Genomic DNA, 23933 nt, shown 5'->3' with positions numbered 1-23933 from the left:
GGCTCCAGGTAGGCGAACCCTGCTCAACGGTTGGGAAAGAACAACCGCGCCAGTTCGTCACCTGGGTGCTCGGCCCGCATGAAGGCTTCGCCTACCAGGAAACCATAGACGTTGTTGATCTCCATCAACTCCACATCGGCACGGTTCAGAATGCCGCTTTCGGTGACCACCATGCGATCCTGTGGAATACGTGGCAGCAGGTCCAGCGTCGTTTCCAGGCTCACTTCAAAGGTGTGCAGGTTGCGGTTGTTCACACCGATCAGCGGGGTGTCCAAGTGCTTGAGAGCACGCTCCAGCTCATCGCCATCGTGCACCTCCACAAGCACATCCAGCCCGGCATCCTTGGCTGCGCCCGCTAGCTCGACCATCATGCTGTCTCCCAGCGCCGATACAATCAGCAGTACGCAATCGGCACCCAAGGCACGGGCTTCGTAGATCTGGTATGGGTCGATCATGAAATCCTTGCGGATGACGGGAAGCGAACAGGCCTCACGCGCTTGCTGGAGGTAATGGTCGGCCCCCTGGAAGAAATCCACATCTGTGAGCACAGAAAGGCAGGTGGCACCGCCCGCTTCGTAGCTGGTGGCAATTTCTGCAGGGTAGAATGCTTCCCGGATGATGCCTTTGCTAGGAGAGGCTTTCTTGACCTCTGCAATCACGGCCGCTTGCTTGTTGCGCTGGCGCTGCAACAGGGCCTCGGCGAAACCACGCACCGGCGAAGCGGAACGGGCAGCAGCCTGCTGTTCACTGAGGCTGATACGCGCCTTGCGGTCAGCCACTTCCTCGGCTTTGCGAGCAAGGATTTTTTCCAGCACGGTGGGCACGCTCATACTTCGTTCTCCTGCTTGAACACGGCCGTAAAGGCCCCCAGTTCTTCCAGTTTTTCACGGGCCAGGCCTGTATGCAGCGAATCGCTGGCCAACGCCACACCTTCTTTCAAGGTGCTGGCATGGTCAGCGGCATAGAGTGCTGCGCCTGCGTTGAGAATGATCATTTCAGCCGCCTTCTGGCCATTTTCGGTCTTGCGGCGGCCAATGGCATCACGGATCAGTTCGAGGGAGCCCTGCGGGCTGCCCACTGTCAGGCCATGCAGGCTCTGGCTGCGCAGCCCAAGGTCTTCAGGCTCTACGCTGTACTCGAATATTTCGCCGTTTTTCAGCTCGGCCACGGTAGTCGGCGCAGCCAGGCTGAACTCGTCAAGGCCATCACGGGAATGCACCACCAGCACATGCTTGCTGCCCAGGCGCAACAGCACTTGTGCCAGAGGGCGGCACAGTGCCGGGTTGAATACGCCGACCACTTGATGCACTACCCCTGCCGGGTTGGTCAGCGGGCCCAGCATGTTGAACAGTGTGCGCAGGCCCAGGTCCTTGCGAGGGCCCGCCGCGAACTTCATGGCGCCATGGTGCGCCTGTGCAAACATGAAGCCGATGCCGATGCTGTCGATACACCGCGCAGCCTGAACCGGCGTCAGATTCAGGTAGACCCCTGCGGCTTCCAGCACGTCGGCACTGCCGCTTTTACCTGAGACCGCGCGGTTGCCGTGCTTGGCCACTGTGCAGCCTGCGGCTGCCGCGACCAGGGCCGAGGCCGTGGACACATTGAAAATATTGGCGCCATCGCCACCGGTGCCCACAATGTCCACCACCCGGTCCAGCGATTGAAGCTCTACCCGGCCGGCCAGCTCACGCATGGTGGACACTGCGCCGACAATCTCGTCGATACTTTCACTTTTCATGCGCATGCCCATGAGAAAGGCACCAATCTGCGCTTCTGTACACTGGCCGGTCATGATCTGGCGCATCACATCGCGCATTTCATCCGTGCTCAGGTCAAGTTGGCTGACGACGCGCGCCAGGGCTGTCTTGATATCCATGTACCTGTCCTTAACCCTGGCGAGTGCCGCCGGTTTGCTTGAGGAAGTTGGCCAGCAACTCGTGGCCTTGCTCGGTCAGGATCGACTCGGGGTGAAATTGCACCCCTTCGACATTCAGGGTTTTATGCCGCAGGCCCATGATTTCGTCCACGCTGCCGTCGGCGTGCTGGGTCCAGGCGGTCATTTCAAGGCAGTCGGGCAGGCTGTCCGCCTTAACCACCAGCGAGTGGTAGCGGGTAACCGTCAGCGGTTGTGCCAGGCCTTCGAACACCCCCACGTCACCATGGGTCACCGGGCTGGTTTTGCCATGCATGGCCTGGCGTGCGCGCACCACCTCGCCACCGTAGGCCTGCCCCAAGGCCTGATGGCCCAGGCAGATCCCTAGAATCGGCAGCTTGCCGGCGAAGTGCAGGATGGCATCAATGGAAACGCCCGCTTCGCTGGGCGTACAAGGCCCGGGGGATACCACAATACGCTCAGGCGCCAGGGCTTCTATTTCGGCGACTGTCAGCTCGTCGTTGCGTACCACCTTCACCTCGGCGCCCAACTCGCCAAGGTACTGCACAACGTTATAGGTAAAGGAGTCGTAGTTATCAATCATCAGCAGCATGGTGCGACCTCTGGAATCTGGCTCTCTAATCTGGAAAAGGCCAACCCCGGCTGGGGCTGCGCCGCTTATTCAGCCTTGGCTTGCTCGGCCAGGGAGACCGCACGGAACATGGCCCGCCGTTTGTTCAGGGTCTCTTCCCATTCCAGGGCTGGCACCGAGTCGGACACAATGCCCGCGCCTGCCTGCACATGAAGCTCGCCGTTCTTGATCACGGCCGTGCGGATGGCAATGGCCGTGTCCATGTTGCCGTTCCAGGCGAAGTAGCCCACTGCGCCGCCATACACACCGCGCTTGACCGGCTCCAGCTCATCGATGATTTCCATGGCGCGAATTTTCGGCGCGCCGGACAGGGTGCCCGCTGGCAGGATCGCGCGCAGCGCATCCATAGCTGTCAGCCCCTGCTTCAGTTGACCGGTCACGTTCGACACAATGTGCATCACATTGGAATAACGCTCGATCACCATTTTTTCCGTCAGCTTCACGCTGCCGATTTCGGACACACGGCCCGTGTCATTGCGGCCCAGGTCGATCAACATCAAGTGCTCGGCCAGCTCCTTCTGGTCACTGAGCAGGTCTACTTCAAGCGCATGGTCCGCTTCTTCCGTGGCACCTCGGGGGCGTGTACCGGCGATGGGCCGAACCGTGATCTGGCTGTCTTCCACCCGTACCAGCACCTCTGGCGAACTGCCCACCACATGGAAGTCGCCAAAATTGAAGAAGTACATGTATGGCGTAGGGTTGAAGCAGCGCAGGGCGCGGTACAGGTCGATGGGGGCTGACGCGAAGTCGATGGACATACGCTGCGAAGGCACCACTTGCATGCAGTCGCCCGCCAGGATGTAGTCCTTGATGGTGCCGACTGCGCGCTCGAAATCGCCCTGGCTGAAGCTGGAACGGAACACCGGCTCCGGGCCTGGCGCCCTGGAAAGATCCAGCCCTGGCCGTGGGGTGATGGGCTGGCGCAGGCGCTCCATCAGCTCAGCCAGTTGCGCGTGACCTTGGTCGTAGGCATCAGGTTGTGCAGGGTCGGCCAGGACGATGGCGTGCATCTTGCCCGCCAGGTTGTCGAACACCACCACGGCGTCGGACACCATCAGCAGGATGTCCGGCACGCCAATCGGGTCTGGGTTGGGGCTGGCGCCCAGGCGCTTTTCCACATAACGCACGCAGTCATACCCGAAATACCCTACCAGGCCGCCATTGAAGCGCGGAAGGCCAGCGACGGTCGGCACGGTGTAACGGGCCTTGAACTGTTCAACGAAGGCCAGTGGGTCGTCCACCTCGTGCCGTTCGATCTCGACGCCGTCACAGGTAATGCACACCGTATGGCCGTATACCCGCAGTACGGTGCGGCACGGCAGGCCAATCATCGAGTAGCGGCCCCACTTCTCGCCACCCTGTACGGATTCGAGCAGGTAGGAGTTGGACTGGTCGGCCAGCTTCAGATAGATCGACAATGGGGTGTCGAAGTCGGCCAGTGTTTCGTGGGCCAGGGGAATACGGTTGAAACCGGCATCGGCCAAACGCAAGAAGTCTTCGCGGGTCATAGCTGCCTCGTGGCGGAGGAAATAACAGGGATACGAGCAAACGCGCCGGCGGACCGGCCAGGGGAAGTCAGGCGCGCCAGCGCCAGCGGGCCAGGGCCTTGATGACTTTCATCCAGAGTTTGCAGGTAACCGCCACGGGAGATTCTCGACCTGAAGGGGCAGGGGTGTCGGGCAACGTTATCTCAGCGGAACGCTCGAAGCAACCAGGCAAAAGCGCGCGTAGGTCATCGATGACCATCGAAGGGTGTTCTTCGGCAATAGGCCTGCCATGGTTGTAGCCATAACTCAAGGCCACACAGGCGACCCCGGCCGCCTTGGCGGCCAATACATCGTTGCGCGAGTCGCCCACGAACAGGGCTTGCTCAGGCGTAACGCCGGCCATTTTCATGACATGCAGCAAGGCAGCGGGGTCTGGTTTCTGCTGCGGCAAGGTATCGCCGCCGATGATCCAGCGAAAGTGCTGCCCCAGTTTCAGTTCATCCAGCAAAGGCGCGACGAACTGCTCGGCCTTGTTAGTGATCAGCGCCATTTCCACGCCGCGCTTTGCCAGCCATTTAAGGGCCTCCCGGACGCCAGGGTACACCTCGGTATGGCCGTGGGCCTGCCCATAGGCGGCCATGAACAACCCTAGGGCCTGCTCGGCACTGGCGTCATCGACGCCAGTGTGGTCAAGGCTACCCGCTAGCGCACGGCGTACCAGCACCTTGGAGCCGTTGCCTATCCAGGTGCGTACGGCCTCAAGGCCGGCAGGCTCGCGCCCTAGCTGTACCAGCATGTGGTCCACGGCGGCGGCGATGTCCGGCACCGAATCGATCAAGGTGCCATCAAGGTCGAACATCACCAGGCTGGGCAAGCGCCCTGGGAACAAGCGATCCAGCGCGCTCATGGGCGGGCCAGGGCGAGCTCGGCGCGCATGGCATCGATCACTTGACGGTAATCCGGTGCGTTGAAAATGGCCGAACCCGCTACGAAGGTGTCTGCCCCCGCGGCAGCGATTTCGCGAATATTGTGCACATTCACACCGCCGTCGATTTCCAACCGGATGTCCCGGCCACTGGCATCGATCAGGGCCCGAGCCTCGCGCAGCTTGTTCAGGGTGCCAGGGATGAACTTCTGCCCGCCGAAGCCGGGGTTCACGCTCATCAACAGGATCATGTCCACTTTGTCCATCACATATTCGAGCAGGTTGAGTGGCGTGGCGGGGTTGAACACCAACCCGGACTTGCACCCACCTTCGCGCACCAGTTGCAGCGAGCGATCGATGTGCTGAGTGGCTTCAGGGTGAAACGTGATGTAGGTAGCGCCAGCGTCGATGAAATCGCCGATGATGCGGTCTACCGGGCTTACCATCAGGTGCACGTCAATGGGGGCCGTAACACCGTATTTACGTAGGGCAGCGCACACCATGGGGCCGATGGTGAGGTTGGGCACGTAATGGTTATCCATCACATCGAAGTGCACCACATCCGCACCGGCGGCAAGTACGTTGTCAACCTCCTCGCCCAGGCGAGCGAAGTCGGCGGAGAGAATGGACGGTGCAATAGCAAAGGGTTGCATGCTGAACCTGCAGGCTGGTCACGATGGCGCATTGTAGCCGATGGCGACCAGAGCGGGCAGCACTGGCGGTCGCCCCCGAATGCCTTTAGGCTGCGGGCAAGCATTTGAAACGGAAACCATGATGCGCGCTTTTCAACGTGCCACCCTCTTCACGCTGGTCACTGCCCTGCCCTTCGCCTGCTGCGCCGTAGCCGCCGACGCCCCCGCCGATACGCCAAAACCTGCCGAACGCGCACCGTTGCAGGAGCGCAGCGAGCAGGAAGCCCAGGCCCTGGCCCGGCAACTGCCGGCCCAGGCGGTGCAAACCCTGCAAGCCGGCAGCGATAACTTCATGGCCCTGTGGAACCCTGCCAACACGGCAGACCCTACAGGTGTGACGATTATCGTGCCAGGCGCGGGAGAAAGCGCCAACTGGCCAGACGTGGTAGCACCGCTGCGCAACCGCTTGCCTGACGCCCAATGGAGCACCCTTAGCCTAACGCTGCCAGACTTGCTGGAGGAGGCCGTGCAACCCCGTGGCATCGAGCCGCCAGCGCCTGCAGCGGCCGGCAGTTCCGCCACGCCAGCCGATGCCAACGCGCCCATTGAACAAGCCGCAGCCAGTGGCGCAGATGCCACAGCCCCCGCCGACGCCCAGCCACCCAGCGTCGACGACCAGCTCAAAACCGATGCCGCCCGGATCTTTGCCCGTATAGACGCCGGCATCGCTTTCGCTCAGCAAGTGAAAGCGCGCAATATCGTACTGCTGGGCCACGGCACAGGGGCGTACTGGGCAGCCCGCTATTTGAGCGAGCGCCAACCCTCCCGTGCGCAGCGCCTGATAATGGTGGCCGGTAAAACGCCCGAAGCGGCCCCGGCCGGGCTGGACCAGTTGGCACCGCAACTCAAGGTGCCGGTGTATGACATCTATTATGCGACCAGCCCTAACTTGCGCAGCGCAGCCGCACAGCGGCTGCAGGCCAGCAAGCGCCAGGCTGGCAGCCAGTATCGGCAAACGGAGCTCAACGACTTGCCCGGCGATCAGGCTTCAGAACAGGAGCAGCTCTACCGCCGCGTGCGGGGCTGGCTGAACCCGAAGCCAGACTGACACGGCTACAGCCCCCGACGTTTGCGCACGATGTCGTAAGCGCTATGCAATTCCCGGGTACGCTCCGTCGCCGAGCGGACCTGTGCCGCGCTAGCGCCCTTGCCTTGAAGCTTGTCGGGATGGTGCCGGCTCAATAGCCGGCGATAGGCCTGCTTGATCTGGTCCCCCTCCGTTGCCGCCGTAACGCCCAAGACCTTGAGGGCTTCATGATAGGCGTTTGTGGAACTGGCCAACGTGCGTGAAGCGGGCGCGTAATCGACACCCAGGGCCCGCACCTGGGGTACGGTCAAGCCTAGCCAGCCACCCCATTCCACCAACAGGCGTTGCTCACCCTGCCCGAGCTGACCGTCCGCCCACGCCATTCGCCAGCATGCCCGCAGCAACCCCTCCGCCGTGGCAGGCTGTACCTGAAGCCGTCGCAATGGACCGCGCAAATTATCCTTGCCGGTCTTGCCCCGGCCGAACGCAGCAATTGCCTGTTTGCGGGCGCCCTCGTTCAGGCTCATCCGAGTCATTTCATGGCGGGCCTGGGCGATATGGCTCTCTTGCACACGGCCGTCGACTTTGGCCAGCCGCCCCAGCATCACGAACAATAGGTCGTTAAGTGGCAATGCCGGCTGGCCCTTCATACGCGCCCATAGCTGGGACCAGGTGTAGACCTCCAACCGGCGGTCCACCGCTTGCCCGATCAGGGCGCCCAGAATGCTGCCGGGAATGTGTGCCAGTGCAAAGCCCGCCGCTGCGCCTACCACCGTCACTGGCCACAGCATCAGCAACGCCCTGCCAGCAACTGTTCAACCTCGGCCAGGCGCTCTACCGTGCCCACGTCCACCCAGGTGCCCTTGAAATACTCCGCGGTGACCTGCCCTACGGCCATGGCACGGCGCAGCAAGGGTGCCAGCTTGAAGGCACCTCCGCTGCACCCGGCAAACAGCTCAGGCGACAGCACGGCAATGCCGCTGTACGTAAGGGCCTGCCCCTGCGCAGGCAAGTCGGCCAGGCGCCCGTCACTCAAGGCGAAGTCGCCGGTAACATGGTGGGGCGGGTTGTCTACCATCACCAAGTGCGCCAGCGCGCCCTCTGGCAAGTGAAGCGAGGTGTAATCGTAATCGCTCCACACATCACCGTTGACGACTGCAAACGGCTCGCTTCCTAGTAACGGCAGTGCTTTGTAGATTCCGCCGCCGGTTTCCAAAGGCTCGCCTTCAGCGGAATACTGAATGTGGGCACCGAACCCTTCGCCGTCTTTCAGGTACGCCTCGATCTGCTCGCCCAGCCAGGCATGGTTGATCACCAGCTCGTGAACGCCAGCGCTCACCAACGCCCGCAACTGGTGCTCGATCAGGGGCATACCGCCTACCTTGAGCAAGGGCTTGGGTGTATGCAAGGTGAGGGGGCGCATGCGTTCCCCCTTGCCCGCCGCCAGAATCATCGCTTTCATGCGGCACCTTCGGTCGCTGGGGGCAGGCTGTCCAGCAGTTGGGCCAGGGGCGCCAGTTCTTTACGGTGCTGAGTCACCGCACGCATGTAGGCAAAGAAACGTGGCACGTCTTGCAGGTAACGTGGCTTGCCGTCCCGGTGGCAAATGCGGGCGAAGATCCCGATCACTTTCAAATGGCGCTGCACGCCCATGAGGTCACTGGCCTTGAGGAAGTCGGCCAGATTGCTCTGCACGGGTATGCCTTGGGCGCGTGCTCTCTGCCAGTAGCGATTTAACTGCTCGCTCACGAAAGCTTCTGGCCAGCTCAGGAACGCGTCTTTGAACAAGCACGTAATGTCGTAGGTAACCGGCCCGTACACGGCATCCTGGAAATCGAGCACACCTGGGTTGGGGGTGCTTACCATCAGGTTACGTGGCATGTAGTCCCGGTGTACCAGCACATTGGGCTGTGCCAACGCGCTATCGATCAACAGTTGGCTGGCCTCGTTCCACAGCGCCTGCTGCTGCTCGGTAAACCGCACGCCCAAGTGGCGCTGCACATACCATTCGGGGAACAGCTCCAACTCACGGCGCAACAGAGCAGTGTCATAGCTGGGCAAGGGCGCCGTCATTGGCAACTGCTGGAATTTCAGCAGCGCGCCGATGGCCGCATCGAACAGTTCGTCTGCATTTTCCGGCGTAAGCACATCCAGGTAGGTTTGCGTGCCCATGTCGCTGAGCAGCAGAAAGCCACGGTCCAGGTCCTGTGCATGGAGGGTGGGCACATGCACACCAGCCGAGGCCAGCAGTGCTGCAATGTTTACGAAAGGGGTGCAGTTTTCCTGGGGCGGCGGCGCGTCCATCACAATAAAGCTGCGGCCATCACCTGCCCAGCGGAAATAACGGCGGAAGCTCGCGTCGCTGCTGGCCGGGGTTAGGGTGCCCTCCGGCACCTGGCCCCACCCTTCGTTCCGATACAGGTTATGCAGTTCAGCTTGGAGCCAAGGTTCCAGCAACTGAAGGCGTACATCATGATCAAGCATTTACAGAGTCTCCGACGGCGCTAGCCGTCAAGCGGGTCATGCTTTATTATCCAGCATCTTTTTCAGACCATCGAGAGGCGTGCATACCCGCACGGGCAGATGGCACGCAGGAAGCCCGGACTAATAAGATGGCATTGAAATCCCCCGCGTTTCGTAGAAAATTCCCGTTGCTGGTAACCGGCTCACTGCTGGCGATGCAGCCTTTTGCCGTACCGTTCGCAAGTGCGGCACCGCAGTATGACTGCCAAGTGTCCGCTTCGGGTTCCTGGGACTGCAAAACCCGCGACGCCAATACGGCGCTTCCGCCGCGCCCGCAGCATAATGCCACTTCGGTGAGCTCGGCGCAGGGTACCGAACAAGGTACTACGGCTGAAGGCACAGGCCCGGCGACCACGCTGGTGACCGAAAGCAAGGGCCGTGGGCTCAAGTCCCGCAGCGCCGACTACAGCCACCTGGACTGGGTCCCTCGCGAGAAGCTGACCCCGGCCCAGCTGGCCGAAACTGGCCCCTACTGCTCCGGTACCTATGTAGAGCCGCTGCGCCCGGGCATGAACGACAAAACGTCCAAGTCCGATGCACCGACCTACCTGAATGCCCGCGCCTCCCGTTACGAGGAGCAGTCGCAAACCGCTACCCTCGCCGGTGATGTGGTCATGCGCCAGGGCAGCATGCAGGTCGAAGCCAACGAGGCGGCGCTGCACCAGTCCGAAAACCGCGGTGAGCTGAACGGCAATGTGAAGCTGCGTGACAACGGCGCATTGATCGTCGGCGACCACGCCGAGGTTCAACTGGATACCGGTGCGGCGCAAATCGACAACGCCGAATACGTGCTGCACAAGCAGAAGGCCCGGGGGTCGGCCTTGTACGCCAAGCGTGCCGAGAACGCTATCATCCGCTTGAAGGACGGCACCTACACCACCTGCGAACCCAGCAGCAATGCCTGGTCCATCAAGGGCAACAACATTACCCTCAACCCGGCGACCGGCTTCGGCACTGCGACCAACGCCACGCTGCGGGTGAAGGACATTCCTGTTCTGTACACGCCGTACTTCTATTTCCCGATCGATGACCGCCGCCAATCCGGCTTCCTGGCGCCGAGCTTCTCGAGCAGCAGCGACAGCGGCTTCACGCTGGTCACCCCGTACTACTTCAACCTGGCGCCCAACTACGACGCCACCCTGTACCCGCGCTACATGGCCAAGCGCGGCCTGATGATGGAAGGCGAATTCCGCTACCTCACGCCGGGCAGCGAAGGCCAACTGGGTGCTTCGTACCTGAACGACGAGAACGACGACCGCAAGGATCAGTCCGACTACGCCGATCGCCGCTGGATGATCAACTGGCAGCACAAGGGTGGCATGGACACTCGCCTGCTGAGCGAGGTGGACTACACCCGCATCAGCGACCCGTACTACTTCCAAGACCTGCAAACGGATGTCATCGGCGTCGAGCGCCGGGACTTCGTGAACCAGCAAGGTGCCCTGACCTACCGTGGGCAGGGTTATACGGCGCGGCTTAACGTGCAGTCCTACCAGCTGGCCACCGTAGCAGACATCACGCCATATGATCGCCTGCCGCAACTGACGTTGGATGGCATGTTGCCCTTCCAGCCGGCCGGCTTGCAGTTCAGCTACCACACCGAAGCCGTGCGGTTTGATCGTGACCTGCGCACCGGGACCTATCGTAACGAAGACAATGGAACGGATAGGCGGATCGACGAAAACGTTCAAGGCCTGAACCGTGCCAATGGCGACCGCCTGGACTTCGTACCCGCGGTTTCCTTGCCCATGGAATGGACCTACGGTTACATCCGGCCCACGCTCAAGTACAAGTACACCCAGTATGATCTGGACCTGGACAGCCAGGGCAAGGCGTACATGGCCCAGAACGGCCAAAGCTTCGACAGCTCCCAGAACATCAGCGTCCCGATCACCAGTATCGACAGTGGCCTGTACTTCGACCGCAACACCCAGATGTTTGGCACCAACTACCGCCAAACCCTGGAACCGCGCCTGTTCTACCTGTATGTGCCTTACGAGAAGCAGAGCGACATTCCCGTATTCGATACCAGCGAAAGCGTATTCAGCTATGCGTCGCTGTTCCGGGACAACCGCTTCAGCGGTGGCGACCGTATCGGTGACGAGAACAAGCTGTCGCTGGGCGTGACCAGCCGCTGGATCGAAGACAACGGCTTTGAACGCCAGCGCTTCGCCATTGGCCAGGCGGTGTACTTCAAGGACCGCAAGGTTCAGTTGCCGGACATCAACTACCGCGACCGCGACGAAGCACAAGCCAACGTTTCGCCGTACGCCCTAGAGTACGAATACCGCTTCAACCGCGACTGGCGCTTCACTTCGGACTTCAACTGGGACCCGGACAGCCGCAGCACCCGCTCGGGCAGCGCCATGTTCCACTACCAGCCTGAAGACAACCCCAACAAGGTGGTCAACGCCGGCTTCCGCTACCGCGACGACACTATCCATTACGACACAGCGACGGGTCGCTGGCAGTTCGGGGGCGACTACGGCACCCCTGGCCAGGCCAACTACGTGAAGGACTACTACAAGATCCAGCAGCATGACTTCTCGGTCATCTGGCCGCTGGTTCCGCAGTGGAACCTCATCAGCCGCTGGCAGTACGACTACAACCGCAACCGCACGCTGGAAGCCTTCGGTGGCTTCGAGTACGACAATTGCTGCTGGAAACTGCGCCTGATCAACCGTTACTGGGTCGATTATGACGAGTACAGCCAGAACGCTCCTGAAAACGAGAAGGGCGATCGCGGCATCTTCCTGCAAATCGTGCTCAAGGGCCTGGGTGGCGTAGTGGGCAATAAAGTCGAAGGTTTCCTCGACAAAGGCATTCAGGGTTATCGTGAACGTGAAGACCATGCTATGTGATCGACTGCGCCCCTTGCTGTTGGGCGCACTGTTTCTGGGTTCCCTGGCGCACGCGCAGGTTCAACCGCTGGACAAGGTAGTGGCCATCGTCGATAACGACGTGATCATGCAAAGCCAGCTTGAACAGCGTGTGCAGGAAGTGCGGCAAACCATCGCCAAGCGCGGTGGTGGCACCCCACCGGAAGAAGAACTGCAAAAGCAGGTCCTGGACCGCCTGGTATTGGAAAACCTGCAGTTGCAGATCGGTGAACGCTCCGGCATTCGCATTACCGACGAAGAACTCAACAGTGCCATGGGGACCATTGCTCAGCGCAACAACATGAGCCTGGACCAGTTCCGTGCAGCCTTGAGCCACGACGGCCTGTCCTTCAACACCGCCCGGGAGCAGGTGCGTCGCGAGATGATCATCAGCCGGGTGCGCCAGCGCCGCGTTGCCGAGCGTATTCAAGTGAGCGAGCAGGAAGTGAAGAACTTCCTGGCCTCTGAAAGCGGCAAGGCGCAGCTGTCCCAGGAATACCACCTGGCCAACATCCTGGTCGCTACTCCTGAAGCGGCCAATGCGCAGCAGATACAAGCCGCTGGCAACCAGGCCATGGCGCTGTATCAGCAATTGCGTGAAGGCGCGAACTTCGCGCAATTGGCGACCGCCAAGTCGGCCAGTGACAACGCCCTGGAAGGTGGTGACATGGGCTGGCGCAAGGCTGCGCAACTGCCTCCTCCCTTCGACCAGATGCTGGCCGGCATGAAGCCGGGCGATGTGACCCAGCCGGTACGTACGCCAGGCGGTTTCATCATCCTCAAGTTGATGGAAGCTCGGGGCGGCCAGGCTGAAATGCGTGATGAAGTGCACGTGCGCCACATCCTGCTCAAGCCTAGCGAAATTCGTAGCCCTGCTGAAACCCAGCGGCTGATCGAAACGCTGTACACGCGCATCCAGGACGGCGAAGACTTTGCTACCCTGGCCAAGAACTACTCGGAAGACCCTGGTTCGGCGCTCAACGGTGGCGACCTGAACTGGATCGACCCGCAGTCCCTGGTCCCGGAATTCCGCGACGTGATGGCGCAAACGCCTGTCGATACCGTCTCCAAGCCCTTCCAGAGCCAGTTCGGCTGGCACATTCTGGAAGTGCTGGGCCGGCGTGCAACCGACGCTACCCAGCAAGCGCGCGAGCAACAGGCCCTCAACGTATTGCGTAACCGCAAATACGACGAAGAGCTGCAAACCTGGCTCCGTCAGATCCGTGACGAGGCCTACGTCGAAATCAAGCAGTGAGCGTGATGCGCTTTGCTATCACGCCTGGCGAGCCAGCAGGCATAGGTCCAGACCTTTGCCTGCTGCTGGCTTCCAACGCCCAACCCTACCCGCTTATCGCCATTACCAGCCGTGACCTGCTCGCCGAGCGGGCCACCCAGCTAGGGCTGGCTGTTGCGCTTCACACTGTGGACAGCATGGCGTTGCCCGATACGCCGGCACCGGCAGGCACGCTCTACGTACTGGACGTGCCCCTGGCCGCGCCTGTGGCAGCTGGCCAGCTGAATCCCGCCAACGCCCAGTTTGTGCTCGACACCCTTACCCGTGCAGGTGAAGGCTGCCTGGCAGGCGAGTTTGCCGGCATGATTACTGCCCCCGTGCACAAGGGCGTCATCAATGAGGCCGGTACGGCGTTCTCGGGGCATACCGAGTTCCTGCAGGCGCTGTGTGGTGCCGAACAGGTGGTCATGATGCTTGCCACGCGTGGGCTGCGTGTCGCCTTGGTCACCACGCACCTGCCCTTGCGCGAGGTGGCAGACGCCATCACCCAGGCCCGTGTAGAACGCGTTGCCCGTATCCTTCACCAGGACTTGAAAGAAAAGTTCGGCCTACCGGCCCCGCGCATTCTGGTTTGTGGGCTTAACCCCCATGCAGGCGAAGGCGGCCACTTGGGCCGAGAAGAAATCGACGTGATCGAGCCTGTGCTGGAGCGCTTGCGCGCCCAGGGGTTCGACCTGATAGGGCCACTGCCCGCCGACACGCTATTCACCCCCAAACACCTGGAGCACTGCGACGCGGTGCTTGCCATGTATCACGACCAGGGCCTGCCGGTGCTGAAGTACAAAGGCTTTGGCGCGGCGGTCAACGTCACTCTGGGCCTGCCGATCATCCGCACCTCAGTCGACCACGGTACGGCCCTGGACCTGGCCGGTAGCGGCAAGGTGGACACCGGCAGCCTTCAGGTCGCCCTTGAAACTGCCTATCAAATGGCTGAGGCACGTTAATGACCGAGCATTACCAACACCGGGCGCGCAAGCGGTTCGGCCAGAACTTCCTCCATGACGCTGGCGTGATCGACCGCATCCTGCGGGCCATTCATGCACGTGAAGGCGACCGCATGCTGGAAATCGGCCCTGGCCAGGGCGCCCTGACAGAGGGCTTGCTGGCCAGCAATGCCCGGCTGGACGTCATCGAGCTGGACAAGGACTTGGTGCCTATCCTCAACCACCGCTTTGCCGAGCGTGGCAATTTCAGCCTGCACCAAGGTGACGCGCTCAAGTTCGACTTCACTCAATTAGGCGCGGCCCCGCACAGCCTGCGTGTTGTTGGCAACCTGCCCTACAACATTTCCACGCCCCTGATTTTCCATCTGCTCAGCAATGCCGCCCTGATCAAGGACATGCACTTCATGCTGCAGAAGGAAGTGGTCGAGCGCATGGCCGCAGGGCCAGGTGGCGGAGACTGGGGCCGGCTGTCGATCATGGTGCAGTACCACTGCCGTGTAGAACACCTGTTCAACGTAGGCCCCGGCGCGTTCAACCCACCGCCAAAGGTGGACTCGGCCATCGTGCGGCTTGTGCCTCACAGCACCCTGCCCCACCCGGCCAAGGACCATCACCTGCTTGAGCGCGTGGTGCGGGAAGCGTTCAACCAGCGTCGCAAAACCCTGCGCAATACACTCAAGGCCCTGCTGCCCGCTACGGCCATTGAAGCCGCCGGGGTGGATGGCAGCCTGCGCCCGGAGCAGCTGGACCTGGCCGCGTTCGTACGCCTGGCCGACCAGTTGGCCGATAGCACATCGGCGCACGAGCATGGCTCAGGCCATTGATCACACGATGGCCTAGACTCCACGTATGGCTTGTTTCTCCGCTTTCGCTTTAAAGGCCGCCTCATGCCCGAGCTTCGTTACCGCATAGATGTTTCTGTCGACACCCGTTTTCTGTCCGAACAATCGAACCCTGCCCAAGGGCGTTACGCGTTCGCCTATACCGTGACTGTGCGTAACCAAGGGCAGATGGCTGCGCGCCTGGTGTCTCGGCATTGGGTCATCACGGATGGCAATGGCAAGGTCGAAGAAGTACGCGGCCCAGGGGTGATTGGCCAGCAGCCGTTGATCGGCGCAGGGCAAAGCCACACCTATAGCAGCGGGACCATCATGGCGACCCAGGTGGGTATCATGCAAGGCAGTTACCAGATGGTGGCAGAAGATGGAACACCCTTCGATGCCATTATCGCGCCCTTCCGGCTCGCTGTTCCAGGTGCCCTTCACTGATGGCCGTGTACGCCGTCGGTGACCTGCAAGGGTGCCTGGACCCACTCAAGCGCCTGCTGGACGAGGTGGCCTTCGATCCCGCACGCGACCAGCTATGGTCGGTGGGTGACCTGGTGAACCGGGGGCCACAGTCTCTTGAAACACTGCGCTTTCTGTATGCCATCCGCGATTCGCTGGTGTGCACACTGGGCAACCATGACCTTCATCTGATTGCGGCCTGGTATAACATCGAGCGCCTGAAGAAGGGAGACACGCTAAGGGAAGTGCTGGATGCAGCCGATGCCCCCGAGCTGGTGCAATGGCTACGCGGCCAAAAGCTGTTGCATTACGACGAGCTACGCAACATTGCCATGGTGCATGCCGGCATTCCGCCAAACTGGACACTGGGCAAGGCGCTGGGCTATGCCGCTGAAGTGGAAAACGCGCTGCGCGATGACAACCTCATCACTGCTTACCTGGACGGTATGTACGGCAACGAGCCGGCCAAATGGAGCAAGGACCTGTCCGGCGTCACCCGCCTGCGCGTGATCACCAATTACTTTACGCGTATGCGCTTCTGCACGCGCGAAGGCAAGCTGGACCTCAAAGGCAAGGAAGGCGCCGACAATGCACCACCAGGGTACGCACCCTGGTTTAGCCACAAGGGCCGCCGTAGCCGCCATGTGCGCATCGTCTTTGGTCACTGGGCAGCACTGGAAGGCCGCTGCAACGAGCCAGGCGTGTTTGCCTTGGACACCGGGTGCGTGTGGGGCAACGCCATGACACTGATGAACGTGGACACCTTGCAGCTCCACCGCTGCAAATGTTCACCCAACCCTTGAGGGGTAGAAAAGCCAACATGTCGGAATTCAAACGTATTGCCCCGCAGGAAGCCCAAAGCCTGAGGGAAAAGGGCGCCGTAGTGGTCGATATTCGCGACCCGCAGACCTTTGCCAATGCCCACATACGCCAGGCAACGCACCTGGACAATCACTCGTTGCATGACTTTATTGCCAAGGCTGACCTTGATGCCCCTCTGGTGGTTGTGTGCTACCACGGCAATTCAAGCCAGTCGGCAGCCGCTTATCTGGCTAGCCAAGGCTTTTCGGACGTCTATAGTCTTGATGGCGGTTTTGAGCGCTGGCGCACAACCTTCCCTGATGAAATAGATCCGCCAGCACCTAGCTGAATTTTTTTGTCACCTGTAACACCCGCAGGGGACCCGTTTTACGGGCGCCCTAGCGCTTTTGCGCCCCGCCGTTTGTGAAACTAGCCCTAGTTGGCCTTGAATTTCTGGATTACCAACTATCCTTAAGCCCAGGCCATCCAAAACAGGGGAGAGCCGGTACACCGGCGCGCGGGTCATCGGTGGAGATTTTCAGGTGTTCTGGGGGGTAATGGCAGCAGGCTCATGCCGGCTGCCACCAAGCATCGGCTGAGTGATCCGACGTCGGCTCCGGTATCGAGCGAGGTGACGTCATGAGTATTTTTAGCCACTTCCAACAACGTTTCGAAAGCACGCGACAGGAAGAACTCTCGCTTCAGGAATACCTGGAGCTCTGCAAGACCGACCGCAAGGCCTATGCGTCTGCGGCCGAGCGCTTGCTTACGGCCATTGGCGAGCCGGAACTGGTGGAAACGGCGAACAATTCCAGGCTGTCCCGCATCTTTTCCAATAAGACGATCCGGCGCTACCCAGCGTTCAAGGACTTCCATGGGATGGAAGACTGCATCGACCAGATCGTCTCCTACTTCCGGCATGCGGCGCAGGGCTTGGAAGAGAAGAAACAGATCCTTTACTTGTTGGGCCCAGTAGGGGGCGGCAAATCCTCGCTTGCAGAAAAACTCAAGCAATTGATGGAAAAGGAGCCGTTTTACGCCATAAAAGGGTCGCCTGTGTTCGAGTCCCCGCTGGGGCTGTTCAACGTGGCCGAAGACGGTGACATCCTTCAAGAAGACTACGGCATCGACAAGCGGTACCTGAACACCATCATGTCCCCGTGGGCGACCAAACGCCTGGCGGAGTTCGGTGGCGATATCAGCCGGTTCAAAGTGGTCAAGCTCTACCCTTCCATCCTCAACCAGATTGCCTTGGCCAAGACCGAGCCTGGGGATGAAAACAACCAAGACATTTCTGCCCTGGTGGGCAAGGTGGATATCCGCAAGCTTGAGGAATTCCCGCAGAACGACGCAGACGCCTACAGCTATTCAGGCGCGCTGTGCCGTGCCAACCAAGGCATGATGGAATTCGTGGAAATGTTCAAGGCACCGATCAAGGTGCTTCACCCCTTGCTTACCGCCACGCAGGAAGGCAACTACAACAGTACGGAAGGGTTGGGTGCCATTCCCTTTACCGGCGTACTGCTGGCGCATTCGAACGAATCGGAGTGGCATACCTTCCGCAACAACAAGAACAACGAAGCCTTTATCGATCGGATCTACATCGTGAAGGTGCCCTACTGCTTGCGGGTCAGCGACGAGATCAAGATCTACGACAAGCTGCTAGTCAACAGCTCGCTCTCAAGAGCGCATTGCGCACCAGACACGTTGAAGATGCTGGCGCAATTCACGGTGCTTTCACGCCTCAAGGAGCCCGATAACTCTAATATCTATTCAAAGATGCGCGTGTATGACGGCGAAAACCTGAAGGACACAGACCCTAAAGCCAAGTCTATTCAGGAATACCGAGACTCGGCGGGTGTCGACGAAGGCATGAACGGCCTGTCCACGCGCTTTGCCTTCAAGATTCTCTCGAAGGTATTCAACTTTGACCCTCACGAAGTGGCGGCAAACCCTGTTCACCTGCTTTACGTGCTGGAACACCAGATCGAGCAGGAGCAATTCCCTGCCGAAACACGTGAGCGCTACCTGCGCTACCTGAAAGAGTACCTTGCCCCCCGCTACATCGAGTTCATCGGCAAAGAGATCCAAACGGCTTACCTGGAATCCTATAGCGAATACGGGCAAAACATCTTTGACCGCTACGTGCTTTATGCTGACTTCTGGATTCAGGACCAGGAGTACCGCGACCCGGAAACCGGCGAAATCCTTAATCGGGTAGCCCTGAACGAAGAACTGGAAAAAATCGAAAAACCAGCCGGCATCAGTAACCCGAAGGATTTCCGCAACGAAATTGTCAACTTCGTGTTGCGTGCGCGTGCCAATAACAATGGCAAGAACCCCACCTGGCTCAGCTACGAGAAGCTGCGTGTGGTAATCGAAAAGAAAATGTTCTCCAACACCGAGGACCTTCTGCCGGTTATCAGTTTCAACGCCAAAGCCAGCAAAGAGGACCAGCAGAAACACAACGACTTTGTTACCCGTATGGTCGAGCGTGGGTATACCGACAAGCAAGTGCGGTTGCTGTCAGAGTGGTACTTGCGCGTGCGCAAGTCTCAGTAGCCAAGCGGCAAGTGACAAGCTCCAAGCGGCAAGCTGCCCGGTATCGCCGGGCAGCCTTGCGTACGCCGAATTCTTGCAGCTTGAAGCCTGAGGCTTGAAGCTGCCCCGGGGGGGCTCTGATGAGTTATGTGATCGACCGACGCCTGAATGGCAAGAACAAGAGCACGGTAAACCGCCAGCGGTTTCTGCGGCGCTACCGTGACCACATCAAGAAAGCGGTAGAAGAAGCCGTAAGCCGCCGCTCCATCACGGACATGGAGCACGGCGAGCAGATCAGCATTCCTGGCCGTGATATCGATGAGCCCGTACTTCACCACGGCCGCGGTGGCAAGCAGACCACTGTTCACCCTGGCAACAAGGAGTTCACCTCAGGCCAGCATATCCCCCGCCCTCAAGGTGGAGGGGGTGGGAAAGGCGCTGGAAAGGCAGGCAACTCCGGCGAAGGCATGGACGAGTTCGTGTTCCAGATTACCCAGGAAGAATTCCTTGAATTCATGTTCGAAGACCTGGAACTGCCCAACCTTGTAAAACGCCACCTCACAGGTTCGGAAACGTTCAAGACCGTGCGGGCTGGTATTGCCAACGAAGGCAACCCTTCCCGTATCAATATCGTACGTACCCTTCGTTCAGCCCACGCCAGGCGTATCGCGCTCTCGGGCAGCAGCCGCGCCAAGCTGCGCGAGGCAAAAGCCGAACTGGAGCGTTTGCGACGGGAGGAGCCGGATAACTTCGGCGATATTCAGCTACTTGAAGCAGAAGTGGAAAAGCTCAGCGCTCGCATTCACCGGGTGCCATTCCTCGACACGTTCGACTTGAAATACAACCTGCTGGTCAAGCACCCCAAGCCTAGCTCCAAGGCGGTGATGTTCTGCCTGATGGACGTGTCAGGGTCCATGACCCAGGCGACCAAAGACATCGCCAAGCGCTTTTTTATCCTGCTCTACCTGTTCCTCAAGCGTAATTACGACAAGATCGAAGTGGTGTTCATTCGGCACCACACCAGCGCCCGCGAGGTGGATGAAGAAGAGTTTTTCTATTCCCGGGAAACCGGCGGCACCATTGTGTCCAGCGCCTTGAAACTGATGCAGGAAATCATGGCCGAGCGTTATCCCAGCAACGACTGGAATATTTATGCCGCCCAGGCCTCAGACGGAGACAACTGGAACGATGATTCGCCCCTCTGCCGGGAGATTCTCACCAAGCAGATCATGCCTCATGTGCAGTACTACACCTATGTGGAGATCACGCCACGGGAACATCAGGCCCTATGGTTCGAGTACGAGCGAATCGGGGATCATTTCCCGGACACGTTCGCCCAGCAACAGTTGGTGACAGCCGGGGACATCTACCCGGTGTTCCGTGAACTTTTCCAGCGCAGGCTTGTGACATGAACGCGAGAGAGCAGAAGCGTCAACCGCTGTCCGTTGGCTCGGAATGGACGTTCGAGCTTATCCAGGCCTACGACCGTGAAATTGGCCGTATCGCAGCGCGCTATGCCCTGGATACCTACCCTAACCAGATCGAAGTCATCACGGCCGAGCAGATGATGGATGCCTATGCCTCGGTGGGCATGCCTTTGGGTTACCACCACTGGTCCTATGGCAAGCATTTCCTTAGCACCGAAAAGTCCTACACCCGTGGGCAAATGGGCCTGGCCTACGAGATCGTGATCAACTCGGACCCGTGCATTGCCTACCTGATGGAGGAAAACACCATCGGTATGCAAGCGCTGGTCATTGCCCACGCTTGCTATGGCCACAACAGCTTCTTCAAAGGCAATTACCTGTTCCGCACCTGGACAGATGCCAGTTCGATCATCGACTACCTGGTGTTTGCCAAGCAGTACATCGTGCAGTGCGAAGAGCGCCATGGCATCGACGCCGTAGAGGAACTGCTGGACTCCTGCCATGCCCTGATGAACTACGGCGTGGATCGCTACAAGCGCCCCTACCCTATTTCGGCCGAAGAAGAGCGCCGCCGCCAGAAAGACCGTGAAGAACACTTGCAGCGGCAGATCAATGACCTGTGGCGAACCATTCCCAAAGCCATGGAAAAGATCAGCGATCAGGACCATTCACGGTTCCCGCCCGAGCCCCAGGAAAACATCCTGTACTTTATTGAAAAGCATGCGCCATTGCTGGAGGGCTGGCAGCGTGAGGTGGTAAGAATTGTGCGCAAGATCGCCCAGTATTTCTATCCCCAGCGGCAAACCCAGGTGATGAACGAAGGCTGGGCAACGTTCTGGCATTACACGCTCATGAACGACCTGTATGACGAAGGGCTGGTGACCGACGGGTTCATGATGGAGTTTCTGCAATCCCACACCAGCGTTGTATTCCAGCCGGGCTACGATAGCCCGTACTACAGCGGCATCAACCCCTATGCGCTGGGCTTTGCCATGTACCGGGACATCCGCCGTATCTGCGAAAACCCAGATGAGGAAGATCGGCGCTGGTTCCCGGAAATAGCCGGCAGCGACTGGCTTTCGACGGTCAAATTTGCCATGAGCAGCTTCAAGGACGAGAGCTTCATCCTGCAGTACCTGTCGCCCAAGGTTATCCGTGACCTCAAGCTGTTCAGCATTCTGGATGATGACCAGCGCGATGACCTGATGGTCCCAGCCATTCACGACGATGACGGCTATCGGTTGATCCGCGAAACCCTGGCGGCTCAATACAACCTGGGCAACCGAGAGCCTAACGTGCAGATCTACAGTATCGATCGCCGCGGCGACCGATCCCTTACGCTTCGCCACCAGCAGCACGACCGTAAACCCCTTGGGGAGTCTACCGAAGAAGTGCTCAAGCACCTTCACCGGCTGTGGGGTTTCGACGTGCACCTGGAAACCGTGCAAGGCGACCGTATCGTGAAAACCCATCACGTACCGCCACGCACCGACCACAACGACGGTGACTATGGCCGCCTGGACATGGCCGTGGTTCACCTCTGAGCTGATCCTTCTGCGCCGTGGGTATATCCTGTGGCGCTGAAGGAGAACACCATGAAAATGTATAAGGTTGGCGGTGCCGTCCGCGACCAGTTGCTAGGCCTGCCTGTTACGGATGTGGATTGGGTGGTGGTCGGTGCCAGTGCTCAAGACATGCTTGACCTGGGCTACCGCCCAGTAGGTGCAGACTTTCCCGTATTTATTCACCCTACCACCGGGGCGGAGTACGCCCTGGCCCGCACCGAACGCAAGAGTGGCCGCGGCTACGGTGGCTTTGTGTTCCATGCCAGCCCGGAGGTCACCCTTGAAGAAGACCTGTTACGCCGTGACCTGACCATCAATGCCATGGCCGAAGACGACGACGGCCACATCATAGACCCTTACAGCGGCCAGGCTGACCTGAACGGTCGCTGGTTACGTCATGTAGCCCCCGCCTTCGCTGAAGATCCTTTGCGTGTGCTTCGCGTGGCGCGGTTCGCCGCGCGCTATGCCCCGCTGGGTTTTCGTATTGCCCCTCAAACTCTTGAGCTGATGCACACCCTGAGCGCCTCTGGAGAACTGCAAGCGCTGACGCCGGAGCGCAGCTGGAAAGAAATTTCGCGAGCACTGATGGAGCCTACGCCGCGCGTTTTCTTCGAGGTATTGACGGCCTGCGGGGCCCAAGACGTGCTTTTCCCGGAACTGGAGACGGTAAGCAACTTGAACCTGAGCAGCCTTCAGCTCGCCGCCCAAACGGACCAACCCCTTACCGTGCGCTGGGCCAGCCTGCTCTTGGGCTTGGGGGAACCGGCCGTGCTCGCCCTTAGCCAGCGGTTCAAGGTGCCAAGGGAGTGCCAGGAGCTGGCTCAACTCAGCGACCGCTACGCAGGCCAGGCTTGCCAGGGCGTCGCGCTCGGACCGCAACCCCTGCTGGATATGCTGCAGGCGTTCGATGTGTACCGGCGCCCACAACGGTTCGAGGAGTTCGTGCAGGTGTGTGCACTGGCCCTGCGTGCTCAAGGCCAGCAGCCGGACCCGCTGGCCACCCAACTGCAGGACCTGGCAGCCGCCGTGCGGGGTGTGGCGGTGAAGCCGCTGATCGAGGCAGGTTTTTCAGGCCCAGCCTTGGGCGAGGCATTGAAGCAGGCGCGCCTGCACGCCGTGATCGACTATTGCAGGGGGGGTGCTCAGCCTTGACCCTTGGGTTGCCAGTGGAAAGGCACTGGCTCAAGGCGCTGGTCAATGGCTGCGTTTTCCCACAGGCTGCCAAAGCTACGCCCCTCGCCGGGGTGTAGCGTGTCCGGGGCCAGCAACGCCAACGGCCATAGCACAAAGGCGTTGCGCAGAATCTCGGCACGCGGCAGCACCAGGCCATCAAAATTGCCTACTTGCTCGCCATACATCAACACGTCGATATCGAGCGGTAGCCCCTTGCGGTCGGGGGCATAGCGGCCGTTGTCCGCTTCGATAAACTTGAGCTTGCGGTCCAGCGCCATCAGCGGCAAGTCGGTAAGGCCGGTTACCACCAGGTTGATGAAAGGATCGCTCTTGATCCCCACGGCTTCGCTTTCGAAGGCCGGTGAAAGGCGCATATCTTCCAGCATGCAAGCCAGGGCATCCAGGCCCGCGTGCAAGTGTGTATGGCGGTCGATATTGCTACCGAGCCCCAGGTAGACACGGGTCAGCGGCATCCGCGCTCGATCTCCACGCCTACGCCCTTGGCCGCGGGAACGGCACCCGGCTTGGTGACCCGTACACGCAACCAGGTGATGGAAAAATCACGCATAAGGGTCGCTGCCAGGCGCTCTGCGAAGGTTTCCACCAACTCGAAACGGGCGGTTTCAGCAAAGGTTTGTACCGCTTCGGACACCTTGGCGTAGTCCAGCGCCTGGGTGAGGTCATCGTTGGCGGCGGGCAAACGGTTGTCCCAGCCAAAACTGAAGTCCAGCCGCAGGCATTGGCGAATCTCACGTTCCCAATCATAGGCGCCGATGACCGTATCGACCTCCAGCCCTTCGATGAACACGATGTCCACGTACCTCTCCTGTAACGACAAAGGCGC

23 protein-coding genes are annotated in these 23933 nt (G+C 60.1%); 12 read left to right on the top strand and 11 right to left on the bottom strand.

The window, feature by feature from the left end:
- Positions 1–23: 23 nt before the first annotated feature.
- The 6 genes from trpC to rpe all read right to left on the bottom strand — a co-directional run bounded on the left by trpC (position 24) and on the right by rpe (position 5590).
- Complete coding sequence (gene trpC / locus ACSAMW_RS17245; RefSeq protein WP_500591333.1) at positions 24–830, bottom strand: indole-3-glycerol phosphate synthase TrpC; 807 nt, start codon at positions 828–830, stop codon at positions 24–26.
- Positions 827–1876: an anthranilate phosphoribosyltransferase gene (gene trpD, locus ACSAMW_RS17240; RefSeq protein WP_500591332.1), complete on the bottom strand. Its 1050-nt coding sequence runs from the start codon at positions 1874–1876 to the stop codon at positions 827–829. The genes trpC and trpD overlap by 4 nt, the downstream gene beginning before the upstream one ends.
- A gap of 10 nt (positions 1877–1886) precedes the next feature.
- Entirely contained in the window at positions 1887–2486 is a 600-nt protein-coding gene (locus ACSAMW_RS17235) for an anthranilate synthase component II (protein ID WP_500591331.1), read from the bottom strand.
- A 65-nt stretch (positions 2487–2551) separates the two neighbouring features.
- Positions 2552–4033: an anthranilate synthase component I gene (gene trpE, locus ACSAMW_RS17230; protein ID WP_500591330.1), complete on the bottom strand. Its 1482-nt coding sequence runs from the start codon at positions 4031–4033 to the stop codon at positions 2552–2554.
- A 67-nt stretch (positions 4034–4100) separates the two neighbouring features.
- A complete protein-coding gene (locus tag ACSAMW_RS17225; protein WP_500591329.1) occupies positions 4101–4919 on the bottom strand; it encodes a phosphoglycolate phosphatase in 819 nt (272 codons plus the stop codon).
- Positions 4916–5590 (bottom strand): ribulose-phosphate 3-epimerase, encoded by a 675-nt coding sequence (gene rpe / locus ACSAMW_RS17220; protein WP_168085371.1) that lies wholly within the window; start codon positions 5588–5590, stop codon positions 4916–4918. The genes ACSAMW_RS17225 and rpe overlap by 4 nt, the downstream gene beginning before the upstream one ends.
- A gap of 121 nt (positions 5591–5711) precedes the next feature.
- Here rpe and ACSAMW_RS17215 point away from each other — a divergent pair, with 121 nt between their 5' ends.
- Complete coding sequence (locus ACSAMW_RS17215; RefSeq protein WP_246231500.1) at positions 5712–6677, top strand: alpha/beta hydrolase family protein; 966 nt, start codon at positions 5712–5714, stop codon at positions 6675–6677.
- Positions 6678–6682: 5 nt separating this feature from the next.
- Here the strand turns inward: ACSAMW_RS17215 and ACSAMW_RS17210 are convergent, their stop codons facing one another.
- The 3 genes from ACSAMW_RS17210 to ACSAMW_RS17200 are packed head-to-tail and all read right to left on the bottom strand — an operon-like array spanning position 6683 to position 9140.
- A complete protein-coding gene (locus ACSAMW_RS17210) occupies positions 6683–7447 on the bottom strand; it encodes a TerB family tellurite resistance protein (protein ID WP_500591328.1) in 765 nt (254 codons plus the stop codon).
- A complete protein-coding gene (gene murU / locus ACSAMW_RS17205) occupies positions 7447–8118 on the bottom strand; it encodes an N-acetylmuramate alpha-1-phosphate uridylyltransferase MurU (protein ID WP_500591327.1) in 672 nt (223 codons plus the stop codon). Before murU ends, ACSAMW_RS17210 begins: the two co-directional genes overlap by 1 nt.
- On the bottom strand, positions 8115–9140 hold the full coding sequence (locus ACSAMW_RS17200; protein ID WP_500591326.1) for an aminoglycoside phosphotransferase family protein: 1026 nt from the start codon (positions 9138–9140) through the stop codon (positions 8115–8117). The genes murU and ACSAMW_RS17200 overlap by 4 nt, the downstream gene beginning before the upstream one ends.
- A 128-nt stretch (positions 9141–9268) precedes the next feature.
- On the opposite strand from ACSAMW_RS17200, the gene ACSAMW_RS17195 reads away from it, so the two are divergent.
- The 11 genes from ACSAMW_RS17195 (at position 9269) to ACSAMW_RS17145 (ending at position 23068) form a co-directional block, all read left to right on the top strand.
- Complete coding sequence (locus ACSAMW_RS17195) at positions 9269–12040, top strand: LPS-assembly protein LptD (protein WP_500591325.1); 2772 nt, start codon at positions 9269–9271, stop codon at positions 12038–12040.
- Positions 12015–13313, top strand: a complete 1299-nt coding sequence (locus ACSAMW_RS17190; protein WP_195755889.1) for a peptidylprolyl isomerase — start codon at positions 12015–12017, stop codon at positions 13311–13313. The genes ACSAMW_RS17195 and ACSAMW_RS17190 overlap by 26 nt, the downstream gene beginning before the upstream one ends.
- A 5-nt stretch (positions 13314–13318) precedes the next feature.
- Positions 13319–14296 (top strand): 4-hydroxythreonine-4-phosphate dehydrogenase PdxA, encoded by a 978-nt coding sequence (pdxA, locus tag ACSAMW_RS17185; RefSeq protein WP_500591324.1) that lies wholly within the window; start codon positions 13319–13321, stop codon positions 14294–14296.
- Entirely contained in the window at positions 14296–15120 is an 825-nt protein-coding gene (gene rsmA / locus ACSAMW_RS17180; protein ID WP_500591323.1) for a 16S rRNA (adenine(1518)-N(6)/adenine(1519)-N(6))-dimethyltransferase RsmA, read from the top strand. Before pdxA ends, rsmA begins: the two co-directional genes overlap by 1 nt.
- Before the next feature lie 63 nt (positions 15121–15183).
- A complete protein-coding gene (apaG, locus tag ACSAMW_RS17175; RefSeq protein ID WP_500591322.1) occupies positions 15184–15564 on the top strand; it encodes a Co2+/Mg2+ efflux facilitator ApaG/CorD in 381 nt (126 codons plus the stop codon).
- Positions 15564–16385, top strand: coding sequence for a symmetrical bis(5'-nucleosyl)-tetraphosphatase (locus ACSAMW_RS17170; RefSeq protein ID WP_500591321.1), 822 nt, complete (start codon positions 15564–15566; stop codon positions 16383–16385). Before apaG ends, ACSAMW_RS17170 begins: the two co-directional genes overlap by 1 nt.
- A 17-nt stretch (positions 16386–16402) precedes the next feature.
- The gene (glpE, locus tag ACSAMW_RS17165; RefSeq protein ID WP_500591320.1) at positions 16403–16732 is read left to right on the top strand and encodes a thiosulfate sulfurtransferase GlpE; all 330 of its coding nucleotides are present in this window, start codon (positions 16403–16405) and stop codon (positions 16730–16732) included.
- A 290-nt stretch (positions 16733–17022) separates the two neighbouring features.
- Positions 17023–18945: a PrkA family serine protein kinase gene (locus tag ACSAMW_RS17160; RefSeq protein ID WP_168085383.1), complete on the top strand. Its 1923-nt coding sequence runs from the start codon at positions 17023–17025 to the stop codon at positions 18943–18945.
- 119 nt (positions 18946–19064) lie between these two features.
- Positions 19065–20336, top strand: a complete 1272-nt coding sequence (locus ACSAMW_RS17155) for a YeaH/YhbH family protein (protein WP_500591319.1) — start codon at positions 19065–19067, stop codon at positions 20334–20336.
- Positions 20333–21895: a SpoVR family protein gene (locus ACSAMW_RS17150; RefSeq protein WP_500591318.1), complete on the top strand. Its 1563-nt coding sequence runs from the start codon at positions 20333–20335 to the stop codon at positions 21893–21895. The genes ACSAMW_RS17155 and ACSAMW_RS17150 overlap by 4 nt, the downstream gene beginning before the upstream one ends.
- A 51-nt stretch (positions 21896–21946) precedes the next feature.
- Positions 21947–23068 (top strand): tRNA nucleotidyltransferase/poly(A) polymerase-related protein, encoded by a 1122-nt coding sequence (locus ACSAMW_RS17145; protein WP_500591317.1) that lies wholly within the window; start codon positions 21947–21949, stop codon positions 23066–23068.
- On the opposite strand, the gene folK is transcribed toward ACSAMW_RS17145, so the two are convergent.
- Complete coding sequence (gene folK, locus ACSAMW_RS17140; RefSeq protein ID WP_500591316.1) at positions 23059–23562, bottom strand: 2-amino-4-hydroxy-6-hydroxymethyldihydropteridine diphosphokinase; 504 nt, start codon at positions 23560–23562, stop codon at positions 23059–23061. The genes ACSAMW_RS17145 and folK overlap by 10 nt on opposite strands.
- On the bottom strand, positions 23553–23906 hold the full coding sequence (folB, locus tag ACSAMW_RS17135) for a dihydroneopterin aldolase (RefSeq protein ID WP_500591315.1): 354 nt from the start codon (positions 23904–23906) through the stop codon (positions 23553–23555). Before folB ends, folK begins: the two co-directional genes overlap by 10 nt.
- Positions 23907–23933 lie beyond the last annotated feature (27 nt).

Source organism: Pseudomonas sp. AB39(2026), from assembly GCF_059831485.1.
This window is presented reverse-complemented; position numbering and strand designations above follow the sequence as displayed.